The 21,406-nt window shown below is 72.7% G+C and carries 18 protein-coding genes and 2 pseudogenes; 12 read left to right on the top strand and 8 right to left on the bottom strand.

Annotated features, from left to right (window positions below; translation table 11 throughout):
* Nucleotides 1-43: 43 nt before the first annotated feature.
* From IG90_RS0115610 to IG90_RS0115600, 3 genes are read left to right on the top strand one after another with little or no spacing between them, the layout of a single operon-like run.
* Entirely contained in the window at nt 44-1,144 is a 1,101-nt protein-coding gene (locus IG90_RS0115610; protein WP_030583799.1) for a phenylacetate--CoA ligase family protein, read from the top strand.
* Nucleotides 1,144-2,577, top strand: a complete 1,434-nt coding sequence (locus tag IG90_RS0115605) for an aldehyde dehydrogenase family protein (RefSeq protein ID WP_106972957.1) — start codon at nt 1,144-1,146, stop codon at nt 2,575-2,577. Before IG90_RS0115610 ends, IG90_RS0115605 begins: the two co-directional genes overlap by 1 nt.
* A gap of 14 nt (nt 2,578-2,591) precedes the next feature.
* Entirely contained in the window at nt 2,592-3,635 is a 1,044-nt protein-coding gene (locus IG90_RS0115600; protein WP_030583793.1) for an alcohol dehydrogenase catalytic domain-containing protein, read from the top strand.
* A gap of 250 nt (nt 3,636-3,885) precedes the next feature.
* On the opposite strand, the gene IG90_RS0115595 is transcribed toward IG90_RS0115600, so the two are convergent.
* Complete coding sequence (locus IG90_RS0115595) at nt 3,886-4,500, bottom strand: hypothetical protein (RefSeq protein ID WP_030583790.1); 615 nt, start codon at nt 4,498-4,500, stop codon at nt 3,886-3,888.
* 233 nt (nt 4,501-4,733) lie between these two features.
* Here IG90_RS0115595 and IG90_RS39465 point away from each other — a divergent pair.
* Nucleotides 4,734-5,215: pseudogene (locus IG90_RS39465) on the top strand (GNAT family N-acetyltransferase).
* A 50-nt stretch (nt 5,216-5,265) separates the two neighbouring features.
* Here the strand turns inward: IG90_RS39465 and IG90_RS0115585 are convergent.
* Nucleotides 5,266-6,546 carry an exo-beta-N-acetylmuramidase NamZ family protein gene (locus IG90_RS0115585; RefSeq protein ID WP_030583786.1) on the bottom strand — a complete coding sequence of 427 codons (1,281 nt, stop codon included), beginning with the start codon at nt 6,544-6,546 and terminating at the stop codon, nt 5,266-5,268.
* A 234-nt stretch (nt 6,547-6,780) separates the two neighbouring features.
* Here IG90_RS0115585 and IG90_RS0115580 point away from each other — a divergent pair, with 234 nt between their 5' ends.
* From IG90_RS0115580 to IG90_RS0115565, 4 genes are all read left to right on the top strand, one after another.
* Nucleotides 6,781-7,551 (top strand): SDR family oxidoreductase, encoded by a 771-nt coding sequence (locus tag IG90_RS0115580; protein WP_030583783.1) that lies wholly within the window; start codon nt 6,781-6,783, stop codon nt 7,549-7,551.
* A complete protein-coding gene (locus IG90_RS0115575; protein ID WP_030583779.1) occupies nt 7,548-9,230 on the top strand; it encodes an AMP-binding protein in 1,683 nt (560 codons plus the stop codon). Before IG90_RS0115580 ends, IG90_RS0115575 begins: the two co-directional genes overlap by 4 nt.
* Before the next feature lie 49 nt (nt 9,231-9,279).
* Complete coding sequence (locus tag IG90_RS0115570; protein ID WP_030583776.1) at nt 9,280-9,873, top strand: TetR/AcrR family transcriptional regulator; 594 nt, start codon at nt 9,280-9,282, stop codon at nt 9,871-9,873.
* A 323-nt stretch (nt 9,874-10,196) separates the two neighbouring features.
* Nucleotides 10,197-11,534 carry a M28 family metallopeptidase gene (locus IG90_RS0115565; protein WP_030583773.1) on the top strand — a complete coding sequence of 446 codons (1,338 nt, stop codon included), beginning with the start codon at nt 10,197-10,199 and terminating at the stop codon, nt 11,532-11,534.
* Nucleotides 11,535-11,612: 78 nt separating this feature from the next.
* Here IG90_RS0115565 and IG90_RS0115560 read toward each other — a convergent pair whose 3' ends face one another.
* Together IG90_RS0115560 and IG90_RS0115555 are read right to left on the bottom strand one after the other, a co-directional pair.
* On the bottom strand, nt 11,613-12,827 hold the full coding sequence (locus IG90_RS0115560) for an acyl-CoA dehydrogenase family protein (protein WP_030583770.1): 1,215 nt from the start codon (nt 12,825-12,827) through the stop codon (nt 11,613-11,615).
* Nucleotides 12,828-12,832: 5 nt separating this feature from the next.
* Nucleotides 12,833-13,855: a phosphotransferase family protein gene (locus IG90_RS0115555; protein WP_030583766.1), complete on the bottom strand. Its 1,023-nt coding sequence runs from the start codon at nt 13,853-13,855 to the stop codon at nt 12,833-12,835.
* A gap of 237 nt (nt 13,856-14,092) precedes the next feature.
* Here IG90_RS0115555 and IG90_RS0115545 point away from each other — a divergent pair, with 237 nt between their 5' ends.
* Nucleotides 14,093-15,028 (top strand): NADP-dependent oxidoreductase, encoded by a 936-nt coding sequence (locus IG90_RS0115545; protein WP_030583763.1) that lies wholly within the window; start codon nt 14,093-14,095, stop codon nt 15,026-15,028.
* A gap of 51 nt (nt 15,029-15,079) precedes the next feature.
* On the opposite strand, the gene IG90_RS0115540 is transcribed toward IG90_RS0115545, so the two are convergent.
* From IG90_RS0115540 to IG90_RS0115530, 3 genes and pseudogenes are all read right to left on the bottom strand, one after another.
* Complete coding sequence (locus IG90_RS0115540) at nt 15,080-15,391, bottom strand: DUF202 domain-containing protein (RefSeq protein ID WP_030583761.1); 312 nt, start codon at nt 15,389-15,391, stop codon at nt 15,080-15,082.
* Nucleotides 15,388-15,672, bottom strand: a pseudogene (locus IG90_RS0115535) (YidH family protein); the annotation flags it as partial. The gene IG90_RS0115540 and the pseudogene IG90_RS0115535, both read right to left, overlap by 4 nt.
* A 133-nt stretch (nt 15,673-15,805) precedes the next feature.
* On the bottom strand, nt 15,806-16,315 hold the full coding sequence (locus tag IG90_RS0115530; protein WP_030583756.1) for an NUDIX domain-containing protein: 510 nt from the start codon (nt 16,313-16,315) through the stop codon (nt 15,806-15,808).
* 118 nt (nt 16,316-16,433) lie between these two features.
* Here IG90_RS0115530 and IG90_RS0115525 point away from each other — a divergent pair, with 118 nt between their 5' ends.
* The gene (locus IG90_RS0115525) at nt 16,434-18,092 is read left to right on the top strand and encodes an FAD-binding dehydrogenase (RefSeq protein ID WP_030583753.1); all 1,659 of its coding nucleotides are present in this window, start codon (nt 16,434-16,436) and stop codon (nt 18,090-18,092) included.
* A 62-nt stretch (nt 18,093-18,154) separates the two neighbouring features.
* On the opposite strand, the gene IG90_RS0115520 is transcribed toward IG90_RS0115525, so the two are convergent.
* Nucleotides 18,155-18,580 (bottom strand): ASCH domain-containing protein, encoded by a 426-nt coding sequence (locus tag IG90_RS0115520; protein WP_030583750.1) that lies wholly within the window; start codon nt 18,578-18,580, stop codon nt 18,155-18,157.
* Nucleotides 18,581-18,783: 203 nt separating this feature from the next.
* On the opposite strand from IG90_RS0115520, the gene IG90_RS0115515 reads away from it, so the two are divergent.
* Nucleotides 18,784-19,755 (top strand): hypothetical protein, encoded by a 972-nt coding sequence (locus IG90_RS0115515; RefSeq protein ID WP_030583748.1) that lies wholly within the window; start codon nt 18,784-18,786, stop codon nt 19,753-19,755.
* Nucleotides 19,756-19,808: 53 nt separating this feature from the next.
* The gene (locus IG90_RS0115510) at nt 19,809-21,380 is read left to right on the top strand and encodes an APC family permease (RefSeq protein WP_030583745.1); all 1,572 of its coding nucleotides are present in this window, start codon (nt 19,809-19,811) and stop codon (nt 21,378-21,380) included.
* Nucleotides 21,381-21,406 lie beyond the last annotated feature (26 nt).

Raw genomic sequence — 21,406 nt, 5'->3', positions numbered from 1 at the left:
GGCACCCGGTACCAGCACCTGACGGCGGATTTTGGGAGGCAGGATGAAGACGGCGAGCGCGCTGGCGGTCCTGGACGCTCCGGTCGACGCGGACGTCGACCCGGACGACCTGGTCCGGGCGGCCATGCAGTGGCACTTCTCCCCGGAGACCGGCACACCGTTCTGGCTTCGGCGGCAGGAGACGCTGGGCTTCGACCCGCGCACGGACGTGCGCACCATGGCGGATCTGCATCTGTTCCCGCAGGTCGTCGACGACCTGCGGTACACCCCGGTGGAGGATCTGCTGCCCCGGGGCTACGGAGGAGCCGCCGAGGTCATCGGGGTGTTCGAGAGCGGCGGCACCACCGGTGTGCCCAAACGGGTCCTGTACCTGGCCGACTGGATGGAACGCGAGATGGCGGGCGCCATGGCCGCCATGGACGAGCGGGGCTACCCGCGGGGGGCGAACTGGCTGTCGCTCGGCCCGAGCGGGCCGCACGACTACGCCGAGCTGACCGGCCAGCACGCACGCCGCCGGGGCGGGTTCCGCTTCGCCGTCGACTTCGACCCCCGCTGGGTACGCCGGTGCCTGCGGGAGGGGCGTGACGAGGAGGCCGACCGGTACCTGGACCATGTGCTCGCCCAGGCGGCCGACGTGCTCCGCAGCCAGCGGACCGGGGCACTGCAGGCGCCCCCGCCGGTGCTGGAGCGCCTCGCGCGCGACGAGCGGCTGGTCGACCTCGTACGGGACCGGGTCGAGGTCATCACCTGGTGCGGGACCAGCATGGACCGGGACACCCGGGACCTGCTGCGCGGCGAGGTCTTCCCCGGGATACCGCTGTTCGGTCTCTACGGAAGCACGATGGCGCTGGGCGCCGCCTTCGAGCGCGTGACCACCGAGGACGGCGACTCCGTGTTCGACTCGCCCTCGCGGCACGTCACGTACGCGGTGGTCGACCCCGGAAGCGGCGAGCCGGCCGCCGTCGGGGAGACGGGCCAGGTCGTCATGCACCACCTCAGCAAGTCGGCCCTGCTGCCCAACAACCGCGAGCGCGACATGGCGCGGCGGGTGAGCGCGCCGCCGGCGGCGGCCGGACACTCCGTGGCGGACGTGCGCCCGCTCGAAGCCTTCACCGGCGTCCCCGTCATCGTCGGGGCCTACTGATGGGGACCGCACCGGGCGCGGCGGACACCGCACCGCCGGGGACCGTGACCGGATCGCTCCCCTTCGTCGACGCCCTCGTTCCCGCCGGCGCCTACCGCACCGGCAGGCGGGAAACAGTCCGGGACGTGGCGGGGGAGCCGCTCGCGGAACTGTCGCTCGTCCCGGGCCTGTTCATCGCCCGCACCCTGGACCGGCTGCGCCGGGAGCCGGCCCCCTCGGGCGGTCGGTCTCCGGCCCGGCTCGGCCGCCGGCTCCGGTCGGCGGGCGCGGCGTTCGCCTCGGACACGCTGGGCGGGCTGACACGGCAGGAGCACGACGGACTCGTGGCCCGCTCGACCGGCGTCCCGGTGTCGGTGATCCGGGCCGCCACGGCGACCATCGCGGACGTGCTGGCCGGCGTGGTCGACACCGCGGCGGGGGCCAGCCCCCGGGCGGTGCTGCCACCGGGCCGGCGGGACGTCCCCGACACCGGCGCCGTCGTCTGGCGCCGCCGCGGCAGGCTGCTCGGCGTCAACGCGTCCGGGAACCACCCAGCCGTCCACTCGCTGTGGCTGGAGGCGCTGGCCCTGGGGTACCGGGTCGCGGTGCGGCCCTCGCGCCGGGACCCGTTCACGCCCCACCGGCTGGTGCTGGCCCTGCGGTCGGCCGGATTCGCCGACGACGAGGTGCTCACGCTGCCATGCGACCACAGCACCGCCGAGGAACTGGTCGGCGGCAGCGATCTCGCCATGGTCTTCGGCGGGGACGCGACCGTACGCCGCTACGCGGGCGGACGGTACGGGACGCCGGTCCTGACCCAGGGGCCCGGCCGGGTCAAGGTCCTCATCAGGGGCCGGTGGGACCCGTATCTCGACGTGGTCGCCGACTCCGTCGGCGGACTGGGCGGCGTCTCGTGTCTCAACGCGACCGCCGTACTGGTCGAACACGACCCCAGGGGTTTCGCCGAGGCCCTGGCAAAGCGGCTCGCGGCCCTGCGGCCGGGGCCGCCGGTGGAGGAGGACACCCAGCTTCCGTGCCTGCCCCTGGCAGAGGCCCGGAGGGTCGAGGACGCCCTGCGCCGAGGTGCGGCCGGCTGCGAGCCCGTCCTCGGCGACACCGTCGTGCACGACCTGGGCGACGGCAGTGCCGCGCTCGGGCCGGCGGTGCACCTGGTGGACGATCCCACGGCCGAACAGATGGGCCTGGAGATGCCGTTCCCCTGCGTCTGGGTCGCCCCCTGGTCCCCGGACCACGGGGCGGCGCCGTTGCGCGGATCCCTGGTGGTCGGTGTCGCCGGCGGGAACACCGCTCTGGTGGACGCGTTGCTGGACGAGCCGTCCATCCGCAACGTCTACGGCCTGGACCGGCCCACCTGGTGGTTGCCGCCGGAGATGCCGCACGACGGGTACCTGGCCGAGTTCCTCATGCGCAGCACCGCCCTGGCCGGAATCTGAGAGGAGGACACGCTGTGCTCGCTGTGGTCATTCACGCCCCGGGCGACGTACGCGTCGAGGAGGTGCCCGAACCTCGCGTCGAGGAGCCCACGGACGCGCTGGTACGCGTGGTGGCGGCCGGTGTCTGCGGCTCGGACCTGTCCGTGCTGCGAGGTCTCTCGCCCCTGCCGCGGCCGGTCCGCAGCGGCCACGAGTTCGTCGGCGTCGTCGAGGACGTGGGCGCGGGCGTGACGGCTCTGCGCCGGGGGGACTTCGTCCTCGCTCCGTTCAGCACCTCGGACGGCACGTGTCCGCACTGCCGCCGCGGAATGCCGATCGCCTGTGAGAGCGGCATGCTGTTCGGCGAGTTCGGACCCGATGGATCGGTACTCGACGGCGGACAGGCCGAGTTCGTCCGCGTACCCCTGGCCGACACCACGCTGCTGGCCGTTCCCGGGACGCCGCCGCCCGATCTGGTCCCGTCGCTGCTGGCCCTGACCGATGTGATGTCCACCGGACACGAGGCGGCGGTGCACGCCGGAGTGGGCCCGGGGGCCACGGTCGTGGTCGTCGGCGACGGCGCCGTCGGCCAGTGCGCGGTCCTCGCCTGCCGCAGGTTGGGGGCGACACGGATCGTCGTCATGTCACGCGCCCCCGTGCGCCGACGGCTCGCCCGCGCACACGGGGCCACCGACGTGGTCGCCGCCCGGGGGGAGGAGGGGGCGGCGGAGGTGGTGGACCTGCTCGACGGCGGCAGCGGCCACGTGATCGAGGCGGTCGGGACGCTGCAGTCGGTACGGCAGGCGATCGGCTGCGCACGCCCGGGCGGCCGCATCGGCTGTGTGGGCCTGCCCTGGGGCGTCACGCTGCCGCTGTGGGAACTGTTCGGCAAGAACCTCACCTTCGGCGGCGGCGGGGCGAACGTGCGCGCCACGATGCCGGGGCTGCTCGGCGACGTGCTCGACCGCGCGTTGCGGCCGGGCGATGTGTTCGACGCGGCCTTCTCCCTGGCCGACGCGCCGAAGGCGTTCCACGCCATGGACGCCCGCCGCTGCGTCAAACCCATCCTGCGCCCCTAGGGTGCCTGTCTGACGATCCGTCGTCGCCCGCAGGGCGGCCGCGCGGCGTCAGGTGCGTGCTCTCGGCGTGCCGGTCCCAGGCCCTCGTGCTGGACGTACGTGGGTCTGAGGTCGGTGCGGCGCGAGTGCGTGCATCGCGTCGTGAGGCAGACGGGAATGGTCACACAGGGCTTGGGGCCTCCCGGCCTTCCGGGAGGCCAAGCCGACGAGTGGCCGGGCGGTGGCGCGGTCGCGGCGGGGCCCCGGGGCCTCACGCCGCGTGCGCGGCCGGCGTCCGGTGCCGTGGCAGCCGGGCCCTGGCCAGCGTGCGGTCGGTCAGGGCCGGCTGCGGCACCGCGATCCCGCAGCCCGTGCACACCGGGCCCGCCCACGGCTCGTCGCCCCGCTCCTGCCGCCACTCGATGCCGGTGCCCGCGCAGACCGGGCAGGCGGAGCCGGGCCCGGAGCCGAGCGCCGCGATCAGGCGGCGCAGGACCTCGGCGAGCGGCTCGGTCGGGTGGATGCCCGGGTCGGAGCAGCGGGCCACCCCGTGACCGCCCCAGGTGCGGCGGTGCCAGTCGTCGAACGCGCCGGGCCGCCGCAGCCCCGCGTGCTTCTCGCGCCGCCGCCGTTCGGCGAACCCCGCCTCGTACGCGAGCCAGACGGCCCGCGCCTCCTCCAGCTCGTCCAGCGCGCCCACCAGGCGCACCGGATCGGGCGCCCGGTCCTCGGGATCGATCCCGTGCCGGGCGCACAGATGGTCCCAGGTCGCCCGGTGCCCGTACGGGGCGAACCTCTCCAAACACTTGCGCAGTGAATACCGCCGCAGGGCCAGATCGCCCCGCGGATCGCGGACCTGTCTCGCAAGACTCCGGAAACCGGCCATGACACCGCCACCTCCGTCGCTCGTCCTTGGACGTCAAGGAATGGACGTACGCCTGCCCGTTTCGGCTCCATCGAAAGATGAAGTCCGTCCATTGGCCGAGACGCCCCATGTGGGACGGGGTGCCGCGGGCGGAAGCGGAGCGGCGCACGGGTGGGTGGTGCGAGGGTGTCCGGTCCTCGCACGGGTGGCCAGAACCGATGGCGGCGTCACGGTCCGTGGGGTTGGGTTCCCCCATGACAACAGCTCGCCCGCGCCTGGAGAAGGTCACCCCCGACAATGTGCTCGCCGCCTGTCGGCTGGAAGTCGCACCCAGCAGCGTGTGTTCGTCGCCCCGGTCGCGCGGTCGCCGGCCGAGGCCCCTGTGCATCCCGACCTCGCCTGGCCACGGCTGATCTGTGACGGTGATCGCGCCGTCGGCTTCGTGATGGCGTACTTCGGCCTGAAGTTCGACTCCGGCGCCGACGTGCCGGACGCCCCGCCCCGCTCCGGGCTCTGGCGGCTCGCCGTCGCCGCCGACGAGCAGGGCCGGGGCTACGGACGGTTCGCCGTGGGGGCGGTGAACGAGGAGCTCCGCCGGCGGGGCGGGACGGTCTCGACCGTGACCTGGAAGCCCGGCGGGGGCGGCCCCGAGGAGTTCTGCCTCCGGCTCGGCTACCGCGAGCGGGGCCTCACCGACGACGGCGAGTACCTCGGCGACCTGGACCTGGCCGGCTGAACAGCTGAAGAGCGCGGCTGAGCGGCCGGTCCGGGTCCGGGCCGGCCGCGCTACCCGCCGTACCGCAGATACCTCCGCCGCTTCGCCCGGAACGCCGACAGGTCCCGCTGCCACGCCCGTACGACCTCGTCGGTGTCCGCGCCCGCGTCGATCATCGTGCGGACCCGGGTGTTCCCGGTGAGCTTGTCGATCCAGTTGTCCGGCCGCCAGGCGAAGCCGCTCCAGGTCCGCTTCGCCGTCACCAGCAGGGCGATCCCGGTGCGGACCGGGTCGAAGACCTCCCGGTCCCGGACGTGCACCTGCACCCCGCCCACCGTCTTCCCCGCGAACTTGGAGAACGTCGGTGCGAAGTACGCCTCGCGGAACGCCACCCCCGGCAGCTCCAGCGCGTTCGCGGCGGCCGCCCAGCTGCGGTCGATGCCCTCCGCGCCAAGGAGTTCGAAGGGGCGGGTGGTGCCCCGGCCCTCGGAGAGGTTCGTGCCCTCGAAGAGACAGGTGCCGGAGTAGACGAGCGCCGTCTCGGGCGTCGGCATGTTCGGGCTCGGCGGCACCCACGGCAGCCCGGTCTCGTCGAAGAAGTCCGAGCGCCGCCACCCCGACATCGTCACCACGTCCAGCCGCACCGGATTCTCGTGCAGGAACTCCGCGTTGAAGAACAGCGCCAGCTCCGCCACCGTCATCCCGTGCGCCTGGGCGATCTCCCGGCGGCCGACGAACGTGGCGAACGCCGGGTCCAGCACCGGCCCGAGCGCCGCCCGCCCGGTCACCGGATTCGGCCGGTCCAGCACGACGAGACGCTTGCCTGCGAGCGCGGCCGCCTCCATGCAGTCGTACAGCGTCCAGATGTACGTGTAGAAGCGCGCGCCCGCGTCCTGGATGTCGAAGACGACGGCGTCCACACCCGAGGCGGTGAAGATGTCCGCGAGGTCCTGCCCGCTCTTGAGGTACGTGTCGTAGACCGGCAGCCCGGTCGCCGGGTCGTCGTAGCGCCCCTCCGAGCCGCCCGCCTGCGCGGTGCCCCGGAAACCGTGCTCGGGGCCGAAGACGGCGGTCAGGTTCACGCGCGCGTCCGGGTGCATCACGTCGACGATGTGCCGGACGTCGGCGGTGATGCCGGTCGGGTTGGTGACGATGCCGGCCTTCTGGCCTTGTAGCAGCCGGTAGCCGTCGGCCGCCAGCCGGTCGAAGCCGGTACGCACCCGGCCGCGCCCGGGTCCAGAGCCGCGTCCGGGGGCGGTCGACGCGGCGGCGGGTCCGGTGCCGGCCGTCGTCGCCGCGAGCGCTCCCAGGGCGCCTCCCGCGGCCAGCACACCACGTCGGGACAGGTTCATTCCGCTACCTCCATGATCGCGCCGACTGTCATGGCCACGCACGCTAGCGCGGGCCGGGGCCGCACGGAACGACCTGGGCCGCGCCGATTCCCCCAGCCGGTCCCCGCACTCCTCCCGTGCCCCGTCCGGACTCTTCCGGACTCCTCACCGCCCGCCGCCCGGCCCGTTCCCGGCCCTTCCCGGATCACATACCGACCGGTTAGTCTGCCGATCCAGCCGGATGGGAAGGGCGGGATGACGATGGATACGGTGCAGGGCGCCGGCGTAGTGGTCACAGGGGCCGGAGGCGGCATCGGAGCCGCTCTGGCCCGCAGGTTCGCCGCCGGGGGAGCGCGGGTCGTCGTCAACGACCTCGACCCCGCCCGGATCGAGCCGCTCGCGAAGGAGATCGGCGGCTTCGCCGTCGCCGGCGACGCCTCGGGCGTCGTGGACGCGGCCCGGGAGGCGCTGGACGGCACGGTGGACGTCTACTGCGCCAACGCGGGCCTGGCCTCGCCCGGCGACGTGTTCGCCGACGAGGAGGTCTGGGCCGCCGCCTGGGACGTCAATGTGATGGCCCACGTCCGCGCGGCCAGGGCGCTGCTTCCGGAGTGGCTGGAGCGCGGCAGCGGCCGCTTCGTCACCACCGCCTCCGCCGCCGGGCTGCTGACGATGATCGGCGCGGCCCCGTACAGCGTCACCAAGCACGGCGCGGTCGCCTTCGCCGAGTGGCTCTCGCTCACCTACCGCCACCGCGGCGTCAAGGTCCACGCGATCTGCCCGCAGGGCGTACGCACCGACATGCTCACCGCCGCGGGTTCGGCCGGCGAGCTGGTCCTCGCCCCCGGCGCCATCGAGCCGGACGCCGTCGCCGACGCCCTGTTCGAGGCGATGGACGCCGACCGCTTCCTGGTCCTGCCGCACCCCGAGGTGGCCGGCTACTACCAGGCCCGGGCCGCCGATCCCGACCGGTGGATGGGCAACATGAACCGCCTCCAGCAGAAGTGGGAGGCGAGCGGCGCATGAACGACGCGACCTCCACCGGCTCCATCTACGCGGCCCAGCCGTGGCTCGCGCTGCTCAGCGACGCCCAGCGGGCCCCCCTCACCCCGCCCCCGACCGTGCTGCACGCCTTCCGGGACGCCGTCGGGCGCGCGCCCGAGCACCCGGCCCTGGCGTACTTCGACGGCCGCCTGAACTACCGCGAGACCGACGAGCTCTCCGACTCGGTGGCCGGGCACCTCGCCGCCCGGGGGCTGCGCCGGGGCGACCGGGTCGCGATCATGCTGCAGAACAGCCCGCACTTCGCCCTCGCGCTGCTCGGCGCGTGGAAGGCGGGGGCCACCGTCGTACCGCTCAACCCGATGTACAAGTCCGGCGAGGTCGGCCATGTCCTCGCGGACGCCCAGGTCACCGCGCTGATCTGCTCGGACCGGGCGTGGGAGACGTATCTGCGGGACACCGCGGCGGCGGCCCCGGCCCTCACCATCGCCCTCACCGCCTGCGAGCTGGACCTCCAGACCGAGAACGACCCCCGCGTCCTCGGCTTCGAGCGGCTCCCGGCGCCCGGCCCCGACGACGTCGCGGACGACCTGCTGACCGTCGCCCGCGCGGGGAACCCGGCCCCGGCGGCCCGGGAGCTCACCGCCGCCGACGTGGCGCTGATCAGCTACACCTCCGGGACCAGCGGCACCCCCAAGGGCGCGATGAACGCCCACGGCAACATCATGGTCAACGCCGAACGCCAGCGCACCGGCCATCCGGTCGCCGAGGGTTCCGCCTACTTCGCGCTCGCCCCGCTCTTCCACATCACCGGCATGGTCTGCCAGCTCGCCGCCTGCGTCGCCAACGCGGGCACGCTCGTGCTGGCCTACCGCTTCGAGGCGGGCGTCGTCCTGGAGGCCTTCGCCGCCCACCGCCCCGCCTACACCGTGGGCCCGTCGACCGCGTTCATGGCCCTGGCCGCGCACCCGGACGCCACCCCGGACCACTTCGCCTCGTTCCGGGTGATCTCCTCCGGCGGCGCGCCCCTGCCGCCCGCGCTCGTGGAGAAGTTCCGCGCGGGCTTCGGCCCGTACATCCGCAACGGCTACGGACTCACCGAGTGCACCGCCCCCTGCGCCTCGGTCCCGCCCGAGCACGAGGCCCCCGTCGACCCGGTCTCGGGCGCGCTGTCCGTCGGCGTGCCGGGACCCGACACCGTCGTACGGATCCTCGACGAGGAGGGCCGGGAGGTGCCCTTCGGGGAACAGGGCGAGATCGCGGTGCGCGGCCCCCAGGTGGTCTCCGGCTACTGGAACCTCCCCGAGGCCACGGCCGCCGCCTTCCCGGACGGCGAGCTGCGCACCGGCGACATCGGGTTCATGGACGCGGCGGGCTGGCTGTACGTCGTCGACCGCAAGAAGGACATGATCAACGCCTCCGGGTTCAAGGTGTGGCCCCGCGAGGTGGAGGACGTCCTCTACACCCACCCGGCGGTGCGCGAGGCGGCCGTCGTGGGGGTGCCCGACGCGTACCGGGGGGAGAGCGTCCGGGCGTACGTGAGTCTGCGTCCGGGGACCTCCGTGGAGCCCGGCGAGCTGGGGGCGTACTGCGAGGAACGGCTCGCCGCGTACAAGTATCCGCGTGAGGTGGAGATCCTGACCGAGCTGCCGAAGACGGCGAGTGGGAAGATCCTCAGGCGGGAACTGCGTTCCTCTCGCTAGAACCGCGTCGAAACAGCGCACGCACGGTACGAAAGGAAGGTGGCGGCTCATGGCCAAGGCGACGGATCAGAACGGCACTCCCGTCCCTCAGAGGCTGCTGGCCGCCGCCACCCGGCTCTTCGCCGAGCGCGGGTACGACCGCACCTCGGTCCAGGAGATCGTCGAGGCGGCGGGCGTCACCAAGGGGGCCCTGTACCACTACTTCGGCTCCAAGGAGGACCTGCTCCAGGAGGTGTACGCCCGGGTGCTGCGGCTCCAGCAGGAGCGCCTGGACGCCTTCGCGGACGCCGAGGCGCCCATCGAGCAGCGGCTGCGCGACGCGGCGGCCGACGTGGTCGTCACGACCATCGACAACCTGGACGACGCGGCGATCTTCTTCCGCTCCATGCACCACCTGAGCCCCGAGAAGAACAAGCAGGTGCGCGTCGAGCGCCGCCGCTACCACGAGCGCTTCCGGGCCCTGATCGAGGAGGGCCAGCGCAGCGGTGTGTTCTCCTCGGCCACCCCCGCCGACCTGGTCGTCGACTACCACTTCGGCTCGGTCCACCACCTCTCCACCTGGTACCGCCCGGACGGCCCGCTCAGCCGCCAGGAGGTCGCCGACCACCTCGCGGACCTGCTGCTGCGGGCCCTGCGTCCGTAACGCGGAGGTCGCGCCGGTACGGAGCAGGGCCGGGTCCACCCCACTGGCCCGCTCCACCGACCTGGGCGAGCCTGGATATATGCGGTATGTCCGGCCTCCCGATGAGGCGCCAGGGTTCACGGGTACACCCCTGTTCGTTAATAGAACGGTTCTGTCCGGTTTCCGCTCTTGACGGAGCACGGTCACTTCCTTGAGCATCGGTCACGCATTGCGCACCTCTGGGCCCCTTGGCGGGCCCACGCTCCAGGACCCGGCCGGATCACCACGCGGCCGGGGACCCCCCGCACGTTCCGTCAGTCCCCAACGGAATCCGGAGCCCGTGAATGAGACCGAACCGTTTCACCCTGCGCAGATCCCCGGCGGCGGCCCTGGCCGTCGCCCTCGCCGCCGTCCTCGCCGCCGGAGCACCGGCAGCCCAGGCGGCCGGGGCGCCGACACCGGCGGCAGCCGCCGCGGCGGCGCCCGACATCCCCCTGGCCAACGTCAAGGCCCACCTCACGCAGTTCTCGACGATCGCCGCGAACAACGGCGGCAACCGCGCCCACGGCCGCCCCGGCTACAAGGCCTCCGTCGACTATGTGAAGGCCAAGCTCGACGCGGCCGGATACACCACCACGCTCCAGCAGTTCACCTCCAACGGTGCCACCGGCTACAACCTGATAGCCGACTGGCCCGGCGGCGACCCGAACGAGGTCCTGATGGCCGGGGCCCACCTCGACTCGGTCTCCTCCGGCGCCGGGATCAACGACAACGGCTCCGGCTCGGCCGCCGTGCTGGAGACCGCCCTCGCCGTCTCCCGGGCCCAGTACCAGCCCGACAAGCACCTGCGGTTCGCCTGGTGGGGCGCGGAGGAGCTGGGCCTGGTCGGCTCGAAGTACTACGTCAACAACCTGCCGACCGCCGAGCGTTCCAAGCTCTCCGGCTATCTCAACTTCGACATGATCGGCTCGCCCAACGCCGGCTACTTCGTCTACGACGACGACCCGGTCATCGAGAAGACCTTCAAGGACTACTTCGCCGGTATCTCGGTCCCGACCGAGATCGAGACCGAGGGCGACGGCCGCTCCGACCACGCCCCGTTCAAGAACGTCGGCGTCCCCGTCGGCGGACTCTTCACCGGCGCGGGCTACACCAAGTCCGCCGCCCAGGCGCAGAAGTGGGGCGGGACCGCGGGGCAGGCGTTCGACCGCTGCTACCACTCGTCCTGCGACACCACGAGCAACATCAACGACACCGCCCTGGACCGCAACAGCGACGCCGCCGCCCACGCGATCTGGACCCTGTCCGCCGGCACCGGCGAACCGCCCACCGACGGAGACGTGTTCAGCAACACCACCGATGTCGCCATCCCGGACGCGGGAGCCGCGGTGACCTCGCCGATCGCGGTCACCGGACGGACGGGCAACGCCCCGGCCGCCCTTCAGGTCGGCGTCGACATCAAGCACACCTGGCGCGGCGACCTGGTCGTCGATCTGCTGGCGCCGGACGGCAGCGCGTACCGGCTGAAGAACTCCAGCAGCGGCGACTCGGCCGACAACGTCATCACGACGTACACGGTCAACGCCTCCGGTGAGGTGGCCAACGGCTCCTGGAAGCTCCGCGTCCAGGACATCGCCCGCCAGGACACCGGCTACATCGACAGCTGGAAGCTCACCTTCTGAGTCCTGCTGTACCAGCACAGGCACATGTACGGGTACGGGTGCGGCCCTCGCTCAGCGGCGGGGGCCGCACCCCGTTCGTCACACGTACCGCTTGATCTCCCGACGGGCCAGCGACCGCTGGTGCACCTCGTCAGGGCCGTCCGCCAGCCGCAGCGTCCGCGCCGAGGCCCACAGCTCCGCCAGCGGGAAGTCCTGGCTCACCCCGCCCGCGCCGTACAGCTGCACCGCGGAGTCCAGGATGTCCACCACCGCGCGCGGGGTGGCGATCTTGATGGCCTGGATCTCGGTGTGCGCGCCCCTGTTGCCCACGGTGTCCATCAGCCAGGCCGTCTTCAGCACCAGCAGCCGCAGCTGCTCCACCGTGACCCTGGCGTCCGCGATCCAGTTCTGCACGACGCCCTGCTGGGCGAGCGGCTTGCCGAACGCCGTACGGGCCACCGCCCGCCGGCACATCAGCTCGATGGCCCGCTCCGCCATCCCGATCAGCCGCATGCAGTGGTGGATCCGGCCCGGACCCAGCCGCGCCTGCGCGATGGCGAAGCCGCCGCCCTCCTCGCCGATCAGATTCGCCGCGGGCACCCGCACATCGTGGAAGACCACCTCGGCGTGGCCGCCGTGCGAGTGGTCCTCGTACCCGTACACCTGCATGGCGCGCCGCACTTCGAGGCCCGGGGTGTCGCGCGGGACCAGGATCATCGACTGCTGGCGGCGGACGTCCTCGCCGTCCGGGTCGGTCTTGCCCATCACGATGAAGACCGCGCAGTCCGGGTTCATCGCCCCGGAGATGTACCACTTACGGCCGTTGATGACGTAATCATCGCCGTCCCGGACGATCCCCGTCTCGATGTTCGTCGCGTCCGACGACGCCACGTCCGGCTCCGTCATCGCGAACGCGGAACGGATCTCCCCGGCGAGCAGCGGCTCCAGCCACTGCTTCTTCTGCTCGTCGGTGGCGAACTGGAAGAGCACCTCCATGTTCCCGGTGTCCGGGGCCGCGCAGTTCAGCGCGGTCGGCGCGAGGTGCGGGGAGCGTCCGGTGATCTCCGCGAGCGGGGCGTACTGGAGGTTCGTCAGCCCGGCCCCGTACTCCGCGTCGGGCAGGAAGAGGTTCCACAGTCCCTGCCGCCGCGCCTCGGCCTTCAGTTCACCGACGATCGCGGGGGTGTCCCACGGCGAGGCGAGCTGGGCCCGCTGCTCCTCGGCGACCTCCTCGGCCGGATACACGTGCTCGTCCATGAACGCGAGCAGCCTGCTCCGCAGCTCCTCGGTACGGGCGTCGAATGCGAAGTCCATGGGGTTCAGCCTTCCTGGAGGGTGGTGAGGCCGTGCTCGATGAAGACGGGGACGAGATCGCCGATCCGGTCGAAGCCCGCGCCGACGGTCTGGCCGAGGGTGTAGCGGTAGTGGATGCCCTCCAGGATCACGGCGAGCTTGAACCAGGCGAACGCGGTGTACCAGGAGATGGCGGAGGTGTCCCGGCTTGAGCGGGCCGCGTAGCGCTCGATCAGCTCGGCGGGGGAGGGGTGCCCGGCCGCGCCGCTGGTGGTGGAGACGGGGGAGTGCGGCAGGTCGAGGTCGGAGCTGTACATGACGAGGAGCCCGAGGTCGGTCAGCGGATCGCCGAGCGTGGACATCTCCCAGTCGAGGACGGCCTTGATCCGGTCGTCGGAGCCGAGCAGCACGTTGTCCAGGCGGTAGTCGCCGTGGACGACGGTGGCCGCGGGGGAGGCGGGCAGCTCGCGGCCGAGGGAGGCGTGCAGCTCGTCGATGCCCGCCAGGTCACGGTTGCGGGAGGCGTCCAGCTGCTTGCCCCAGCGCCGCAGCTGCCGGTCCAGGAAGCCGGCGGGCCGCCCGAAGTCGCCGAGCCCCACCGCCTCCGGATCCACGGCGTGCAGGTCGACCAGGGTGTCGACGAGCCCGAGGACCGCCGCCCGGGTGCGCTCGGGGCCCAGCGGGGCGAGCTGCTCGGCGGTGCGGTACGGGGTGCCCTCGACGTACTCCATCACGTAGAACGGAGCGCCGATCACCGTGTCGTCCTCACAGAGCAGCAGTGGCTCCGGCACGGGGACGGCGGTGGGGTGCAGGCCGCTGATCACGCGGTGCTCGCGCGCCATGTCGTGCGCCGTGGCCAGCACATGGCCGAGCGGAGGTCTGCGGACCACCCACTGTCCCGTCCCGTCGCCGACGATGTACGTGAGGTTCGAGCGGCCGCCCTCGATCAGCCGCGCTTCGAGGGGTCCGCTCACCAGCCCCGGCCGCTCGCGGTCGAGATGGCCGCGCAGCAGCTCCGGGTCGAGACCTGGTGGGGGGACTGAGCTCATGGTGCGTACCTCCGGGGCGACGGAACGATCGGGAACCATGATGCCGACCAGTCGGTATGTCGTCCAGTGCCTCCCCGGAACCGGTGGCCGGGAAGTCCGCCGAGCGCGACGACGCGGCGGCGATGCGCGCCGTCGACCCGCGGTGGGTGACGTGGGCGGCCCCGCGCTGGTGAGGGGCGGCCCCACGGCCGTACCCCCTGAGTTGCGGCGACCCTGACCTGCACGGAAGGTCGAGGGATGAAGGCGATCAGCTACAGCGCGTACGGCTCCGCCGACGTCATGGAGTACGGCGAGCGGCCCGACCCCAAGGTCGGCCCCGACTCGGTCCTGGTGAAGGTGCGGGCCGCCGCCGTCAACCCGGTCGACTGGAAGGCCCGCGAGGGCTACCTCCAAGGGGGCCTCGAAGCCGTCTTCCCGGTGATCCCCGGCTGGGACGTCTCCGGGGTCGTCGTGCAACCGGGTCTCGCCGTCGACGAGTTCGCGGTGGGCGACGAGGTCATCGGCTACGTACGCGAGGACTTCCTCTCCCGGGGCACGTTCGCCGAGTACGTCGCCGCCCCCGTGCGCACCCTCGCCCGCAAGCCCCTGCGCCTGAGCTTCGAGGAGGCCGCGGGTCTGCCGCTGGCCGGGCTGACCGCGTACCAGGTGCTGCACCGCACCCTGAAGGTCCGCGACGGCGACACCGTCCTGGTCCACGCGGCGGCCGGCGGCGTCGGATCGCTCGCCGTCCAGATCGCCCGGCACGCCGGCTGCCGGGTGATCGGCACCGCGAGCCCCCGCAACCACGAACACCTCCGCAGCCTCGGCGCCGAGCCGGTGGAGTACGGCGAAGGCCTCGTCGACCGGCTGCGCGAACTGGTCCCGGACGGTTTCGACGCCTCCTTCGACACGGTGGGCGGCGACGCCCTGCGGGCCTCCGCCGACACCCTCGCGCCGGGCGGCCGGCTCGCCTCCATCGCGGACAGCGAGGTCTTCTCCTACGGCGGCCGCTACGCCTTCGTGCGCCCCGACGGACACGACCTGGCCCAGGTCGCGGAACTGGCCGAGCGGGGCATCGTCACCGTCCACGTGGACCGGGTGTTCCCGCTGGAACAGGCCGCCGACGCGTACCGGCTCAACGAGGAGGGGCGGACCCGGGGCAAGATCGTGGTGACGGTGGACTGGGACGCCTGAGGATTCCGGGAAGCCCGTGCAGTCCGGGAGCCTTGAGGAGTCCTGCCGGGCTCAGAACAGCATCGCCGCCGCGAACACCGCCAGCGCCACCGTGCACAGCGTCGCCGTCAGCGCACCGCGCGGCGCGAGCGGCTCCGGCCGCGCCACCCCCATCCGCAGTATCCGGCGGTGGGCCACCAGCAGGAACCCCAGCCAGGCCGGCGCGCTCAGCGCCACCGCGATCAGGGCGGCCGGGGTCGCCCCGTTGTGCAGCGCCTGCCGCACCGCGAGCAGTGCGACGACCGTGGCGGACAGCGTCGTGCGCCGCCAGGCCAGCCGAGTGCGCTCGGGCTGCAGCCCGGGATCCCGGTCCGCCGCCGTCACACGCCCTCCCAGCCGAAGAGGACCACCACCACCATCGCCACGGCGGCGACGGCGACCACGAGACTCAGCAGCGTCGGGAACCGGGACACCGGCAGGTCCTCGCCCCGCCGCATCGCCAGCTCGCACCGCACCCAGTGGTTGACCGCCCGCAGCGCGCAGAGCACCCCGGCGGCCAGCAGCCCGAGCGCGAGCCCGGCCCGGACGCCCCACACCAGCTCCGGCAGGAACTGATCGACGGCGAACCCCCCGCCGATCAGGGCCAGAGCCGTCCGGATCCAGGCCTCGCCGCGTTGTCGGAACATCCACATACATCCAGTATGCGGATGCCCCTCCGCCTTGCGATGCACCGCATCTGACGCCGCGCGCTGATCCACCGGGAACTGCGGGACAGCCCTTGGGCGGTGTGCGCGGCGATCAGGCGGACCGGAACTCCCGCAGCCGCCGGTAGGCCTCCACCCCGTCGGGCACCCAGGACCACTCGCCGAGCCGCCGCTCCAGCTCCGCGTCGTCCAGGAACGTGTGCCAGGCGACCTCCTCGACCTGCGGGGCCACCGGCAGCTCGCACCGCACCTGGTAGACGGCGGACCACCAGGTGTGCCCGGCGTCGGCGTAGAGGAACCGGAACAGCGGCTCGGGCTGCGGCAGCCCCGAGACCCCCAGCTCCTCCTCCGCCTCGCGCAGCGCCGCCTCGTCGTAGGACTCGCCCGCGCCCACGACCCCGCCGACGAACATGTCGTGACGCGAGGGGAAGACCAGCTTCGTGGGCGTACGCCGATGGACGAAGACCCGCCCGTCCGCATCGCGCGCCTCGACGAACACGCAGCGGTGGCGCAGCCCCCGCGCGGTCGCCTCACCGCGCGGAGCCTGCCCGATGACCTCGTCGTTCTCGTCGACGATGTCCAGAATCTCTTCGGATGGCGTCATACGCCGCATCCAACAGCACCCGGACGGTTGACGTGGCCCCGGCGGGTATCCAAGATCTGACGCACGGGTAACTTGAACACCGCTCCCGCCGCTGAACCACCCCGACAGGATGGAACCCATGGCGTACGACGCTGATGTGATCGTGATCGGGGCAGGACTCGCCGGGCTCGTGGCCACCGCCGAACTGGTCGACGCCGGCCGTTCCGTGATCGTCCTCGACCAGGAGCCCGAGCAGTCCATCGGCGGCCAGGCTCACTGGTCCTTCGGCGGTCTCTTCCTCGTCGACTCGCCCGAACAGCGCCGGCTGCGGATCAAGGACAGCCGGGAGCTGGCCCTCCAGGACTGGTACGGCACGGCCGGCTTCGACCGCGAGACGGAGGACCGCTGGCCGCGCAGGTGGGCCGAGGCGTACGTCGACTTCGCCGCCGGTGAGAAGCGCTCCTGGCTGCACCAGCAGGGGCTGCGCATCTTCCCGGTCGTCGGCTGGGCGGAACGCGGCGGTTACGACGCGACGGGCCACGGCAACTCCGTACCCCGCTTCCACATCACCTGGGGCACCGGCCCCGGCGTCGTCGCCCCCTTCGAACGGCGGGTCCGCGAGGGCGTCGCCAAGGGGCTCGTCCAGATGAGGTTCCGCCACCGCGTCACCGGCCTCGCCCGCACCGCCGGGGCGCTCGACACGGTCACCGGCGAGATCCTGGAGCCCAGCGCGGCCGAGCGCGGCACCGCGAGCAGCCGGGAGGTCACCGACGCCTTCGAGCTGAGGGCCCAGGCGGTGATCGTCACCTCCGGCGGCATCGGCGGCAACCACGACCTGGTCCGCTCCCAGTGGCCCGAGCGCCTCGGCACCCCGCCCGAGAAGCTGCTGTCCGGGGTGCCCGCGCACGTCGACGGTCTGATGCTCGGCATCGCCGAGAAGGCGGGCGCGCACCACATCAACCGCGACCGGATGTGGCACTACACCGAGGGCATCGAGAACTGGAACCCGATCTGGGCCAAGCACGGCATCCGGATCCTGCCCGGCCCCTCGTCCCTCTGGCTGGACGCGCGCGGCAAGCGGCTGCCGGTCCCGCTCTTCCCGGGCTTCGACACGCTCGGCACCCTCGAACACATCATGGGCTCCGGCCACGGCTACACCTGGTTCGTGCTCAACCAGCGGATCATCGGCAAGGAGTTCGCGCTCTCCGGCTCCGAGCAGAACCCGGACCTCACCGGCAAGTCGGTCCGCGACGTGATCGGCCGGGCCCGCGCGGACGTGCCCGCACCGGTCAAGGCGTTCATGGACCACGGCGTGGACTTCGTCGTCGAGAAGGACCTCGGCGCGCTGGTCCGGGGCATGAACGCGGTCACGGGGGAGGACCTCATCGACGAGGAGAGCCTGCGCCGCGAGATCACCGCCCGCGACCGCGAGATCGCCAACCCCTTCACCAAGGACCTCCAGGTCACCGCGATCCACGGCGCCCGCGCCTACCTGGGCGACCGCCTGATCCGCACCGCGAAGCCGCACCGCGTCCTGGACCCGGCGGCGGGCCCGCTGATCGCCGTCCGCCTCAACCTCCTCACCCGCAAGTCCCTGGGCGGCCTGGAGACGGACCTGTCCTCCCGCGTCCTGACCGCCGAGGGCGCCCCACTTCCCGGCCTGTACGCGGCGGGCGAGGCGGCGGGCTTCGGCGGCGGCGGAGTCCACGGCTACCGCTCCCTGGAGGGCACGTTCCTCGGCGGCTGCATCTTCTCGGGCCGAGCGGCGGGCAGGGCGGCGGCGGAAGCGGTCGCCTGACGGGGCCGGGCCCGCGGTCCTTCCGGCGATCGAGGAGCGGGGTCCGGGCGGAGCCCCGGCAGTCAGTCCAGCCGCTCGACCACCCGAAACCGCTCCGCCACGATCATCGTCCCGTCGTGCACCGTGAACGACGGATCCCCCACCGCCTCCCGCATCTCCGCGCTGTGCCAGAACGCCTCGTGCCCCGCCCGCCACTCCGCCACCGAGGCGTACCCCTCGCCCTCGTCCAGCGCGTGCCGCAGATCGACGGCCCCCAGCGGCAGCACCCGTACCTCGGTCAGCTCGATGACCGCGACCTCCCGGCCGTCCGAGTCGATCAGCGCGGAGCGTTGGCCCACCGGCGGCAACTCCTCCTGCTCCAGCTCGTATTCGCACAGCAACCCGGTCGTGGACACCTTCTCGCCGGAGAGGACCGCCGCCACCAGCCGATCGCGCAACGGCCCGGGAAAGGCGAGGAGGAAGGGGCTGAGGGGTTCGCGAGGTTCCATGACCTCAGTGTGTCAGGCGTCACCCCGGCCCGCCCTCCCCGCCCGCACGCTGCGCCGATGTCCTCGACGGTTCGGCCAGTTCAAGCCAACTGGCCTGTAAGCCGGAGCAGTTGCCGGACAACGCCCCTTGACGTGGAGCATTGCCTGCCGCTTTGCTGTGCGCGATCATCTGCTCGCACACCGCATCGAAAGAAGTCTGCGGCATGCCCCCGCCTCCGCCGCCCCTGGGCCGCTCCCGCCGTCGGGGCAGCCGCTCGGACCACGTGTTCGACCCGGCCCTCGACGACGACGAACTCATCGCCGCACGCGGCCGGTTCACCCAGGGGAGATGGTCCGAGGCCCGCACCCTGCTGGTGGCCACCGGGCGTGACTGGGACCGCCGCGGACATCGATTTCTGGCCCTCGCCCAGACCTCGTCCGCCGTGGACTGGGCCGGTGACTGGCTGCTCGTCGAACCCGAGAGCGCCGACGCCGCCACCCTGCTCGGCTGCGCCCGGGTCGCCCGCGCGCTGCGGCCCAAGGCCAAGCCGAACGACGCCGTCCGCGCCCGGGAAGCCTGCCTGGCCGCCGCCCGCCTCACCCCCGACGACCCCACCCCCTGGCTCGCGCTGCTCCTCCTGGACCGGGGCCGCGACGACGGCGCGGACGAGACCGGCAGGCTCTTCGAGGAGGTGCGCTCCCGCCATCCGGACCACCACCACGCCCACCACGTGATGACCGCCCTGCTGGCCGAGAGCAACCCCGAAAGCGGCCACGACCCCCTCCACGAGGTGTACGACTTCGCCGCCTGGGCCGCCGAACTGGCCCCCGCCGACTCCCCGCTGGCCGTGCTCCCGGTCGTCGCCCACGCCGAGCGCTACCGCGTCCTGGTCGCCGCCGGCATCGAGCCCGACGACCCGGCGGCCTCCGAGCACTGGTCCGGGCGCCGGGCCCGCCAGGTGATGAAATCCGCCTTCGACTGGTGGCTGGAGTGGGAGCGCGATGACCATCCGCGCCACCGCCTCGACCTGAACTTCCTCGCGCACGCCAAGGTCTGCGAGGGCCGGCCCGCCGAGGCCGCCGCCCTCTTCCACCGCATCGGCCCGTACGCCACCGCCGCTCCCTGGTCGTACTCCGGGCGGGAGCCCCACGCCGCGTTCACCGGCGCGCGCACCTACGCGCTCGGCGCCGCGTGAAGCGCGAAGGACACCACCCCACCTCGCCTCACCAAGAAGGGACCAACCCCGCCATGTCGACCGGCAGTTCATTTTCCAGTGAGACCGGCACCACGAGGGGAACGGCCGATACCGGCGGGATCAACACCTACAAGGGCGAGGAACGCGCCCTGCGCGCGAACCGGCTCGGCACCCCCGGCCTCCTGCTGTCGGTGGTCGCGGCCAGCGCCCCCCTGATGGTGGTCGCCGGGGTGATGCCCACGGTCTTCGGTGTGATGGGCATCGTCGGCCAGCCGCTGCTCTACATCATCCTCGGCATCGTCCTGATGCTGTTCAGCGTCGGATACGCGGAGATGAGCAGGCACGTCCACAACGCCGGCGCGTTCTACGCGTACATCGCCCGCGGGCTCGGCCCGACCGCCGGCGCCGGCGCCTCGCTCGTGGCGCTGGTGGCGTACAGCGCGATGCAGGTCGGCATCTACGGGATCCTCGGCTTCGAGGTCTCCGGCATCTTCGCCACGTACCTCGACATCGAGCTGGTGTGGTGGATACCGGCCCTGTTCGCGGCGGCCGTCGTCGGCGTCCTGGGCTGGCTGAAGATCGACCTCAACGCCAAGGTGCTCGGTGTCCTGCTGGTCATCGAGTGCGCCCTCGTCGTGATCTTCGACATCGCCGCCGTGAGCAAGCCGGGCCCCGAGGGCCTGTCGCTGCACGCCTTCAACCCGGAGACCCTCACCGGCGCCGGGCTCGGCACCGCACTCTGCTTCTGCATCGCCGCGTTCGTCGGCTTCGAGCAGGCCCCCGTGTACGCGGAGGAGACCAGCCGCCCGCAGATCGTGGTGTCCCGGGTGATGTTCCTCGCGGTGGGCTACGCCGCGCTGTTCCTGGCGATCAGCTCCTGGGCGCTCACCGTCGCCGCCGGGCCCGGATCCATCGCCGACACCTCCCTCAAGGAGGGCCCCGGCATGCTGTTCGGCCTCACCGAGGAGCGGCTCGGCTCCACCTTCACCGACGTCCTGCACATCCTCTTCGTCACCGGGATGTTCGCGGCGCTCCTCAGCTTCCACAACGTCGTGGCCCGCTACGCCTTCGCGATGGGCCGCGAGGGCCTGCTGCCCGCCCGCTTCGGCCGCACCAACCGGGCGAGCGGCGCTCCGGGCACCGGCTCGCTGCTCCAGACCGCCGTCTCCGTCGTCATCGTGCTGGCCTTCGCCTTCACCGACGACAACCCGGTCGGCGACCCCACCGCCCCCGTCCTGCGCCTGTTCACCTGGATGGGCAACGTCGGGGCGCTCGGCGTCATCCTGCTGATGGCCGCCGCGTCCTTCGCCGTCATCGCCTTCTTCGTCAAGCGCGGCGCGGGCCGCGCGCAGGCCCCGCGCCTGGTCGCCTCCGCCCTCGCCGGCCTCGCGCTCCTGTCGATCGCCGTCTTCACCGTCCGCGACTTCGACGTCCTCGTCGGCTCCGGCCCAGGCTCGGCCCTCAACTGGCTGCTGCCGGGCGTGATCATCCTCGCGCTGGTCGGCGGTCTCGTGTACGGGGCGGTGCTGCGCTCGGTCAAGCCCGAGGTACACGCCCGGATCGGGCTCGGCAACGAGGCGTTCCAGCTGGAGAAGGCTGCCGGGAGCGAGTCCGCCAGCCGCTGACCCACTCCCGTACGCACATGAACGCG

This window comes from Streptomyces anulatus (genome assembly GCF_000721175.1).
Taxonomy (GTDB): Bacteria; Actinomycetota; Actinomycetes; order Streptomycetales; family Streptomycetaceae; genus Streptomyces; species Streptomyces anulatus_C.
Note: the sequence above shows the minus strand (reverse complement) of the source record. Positions and strands in the feature narration are given on the sequence as shown.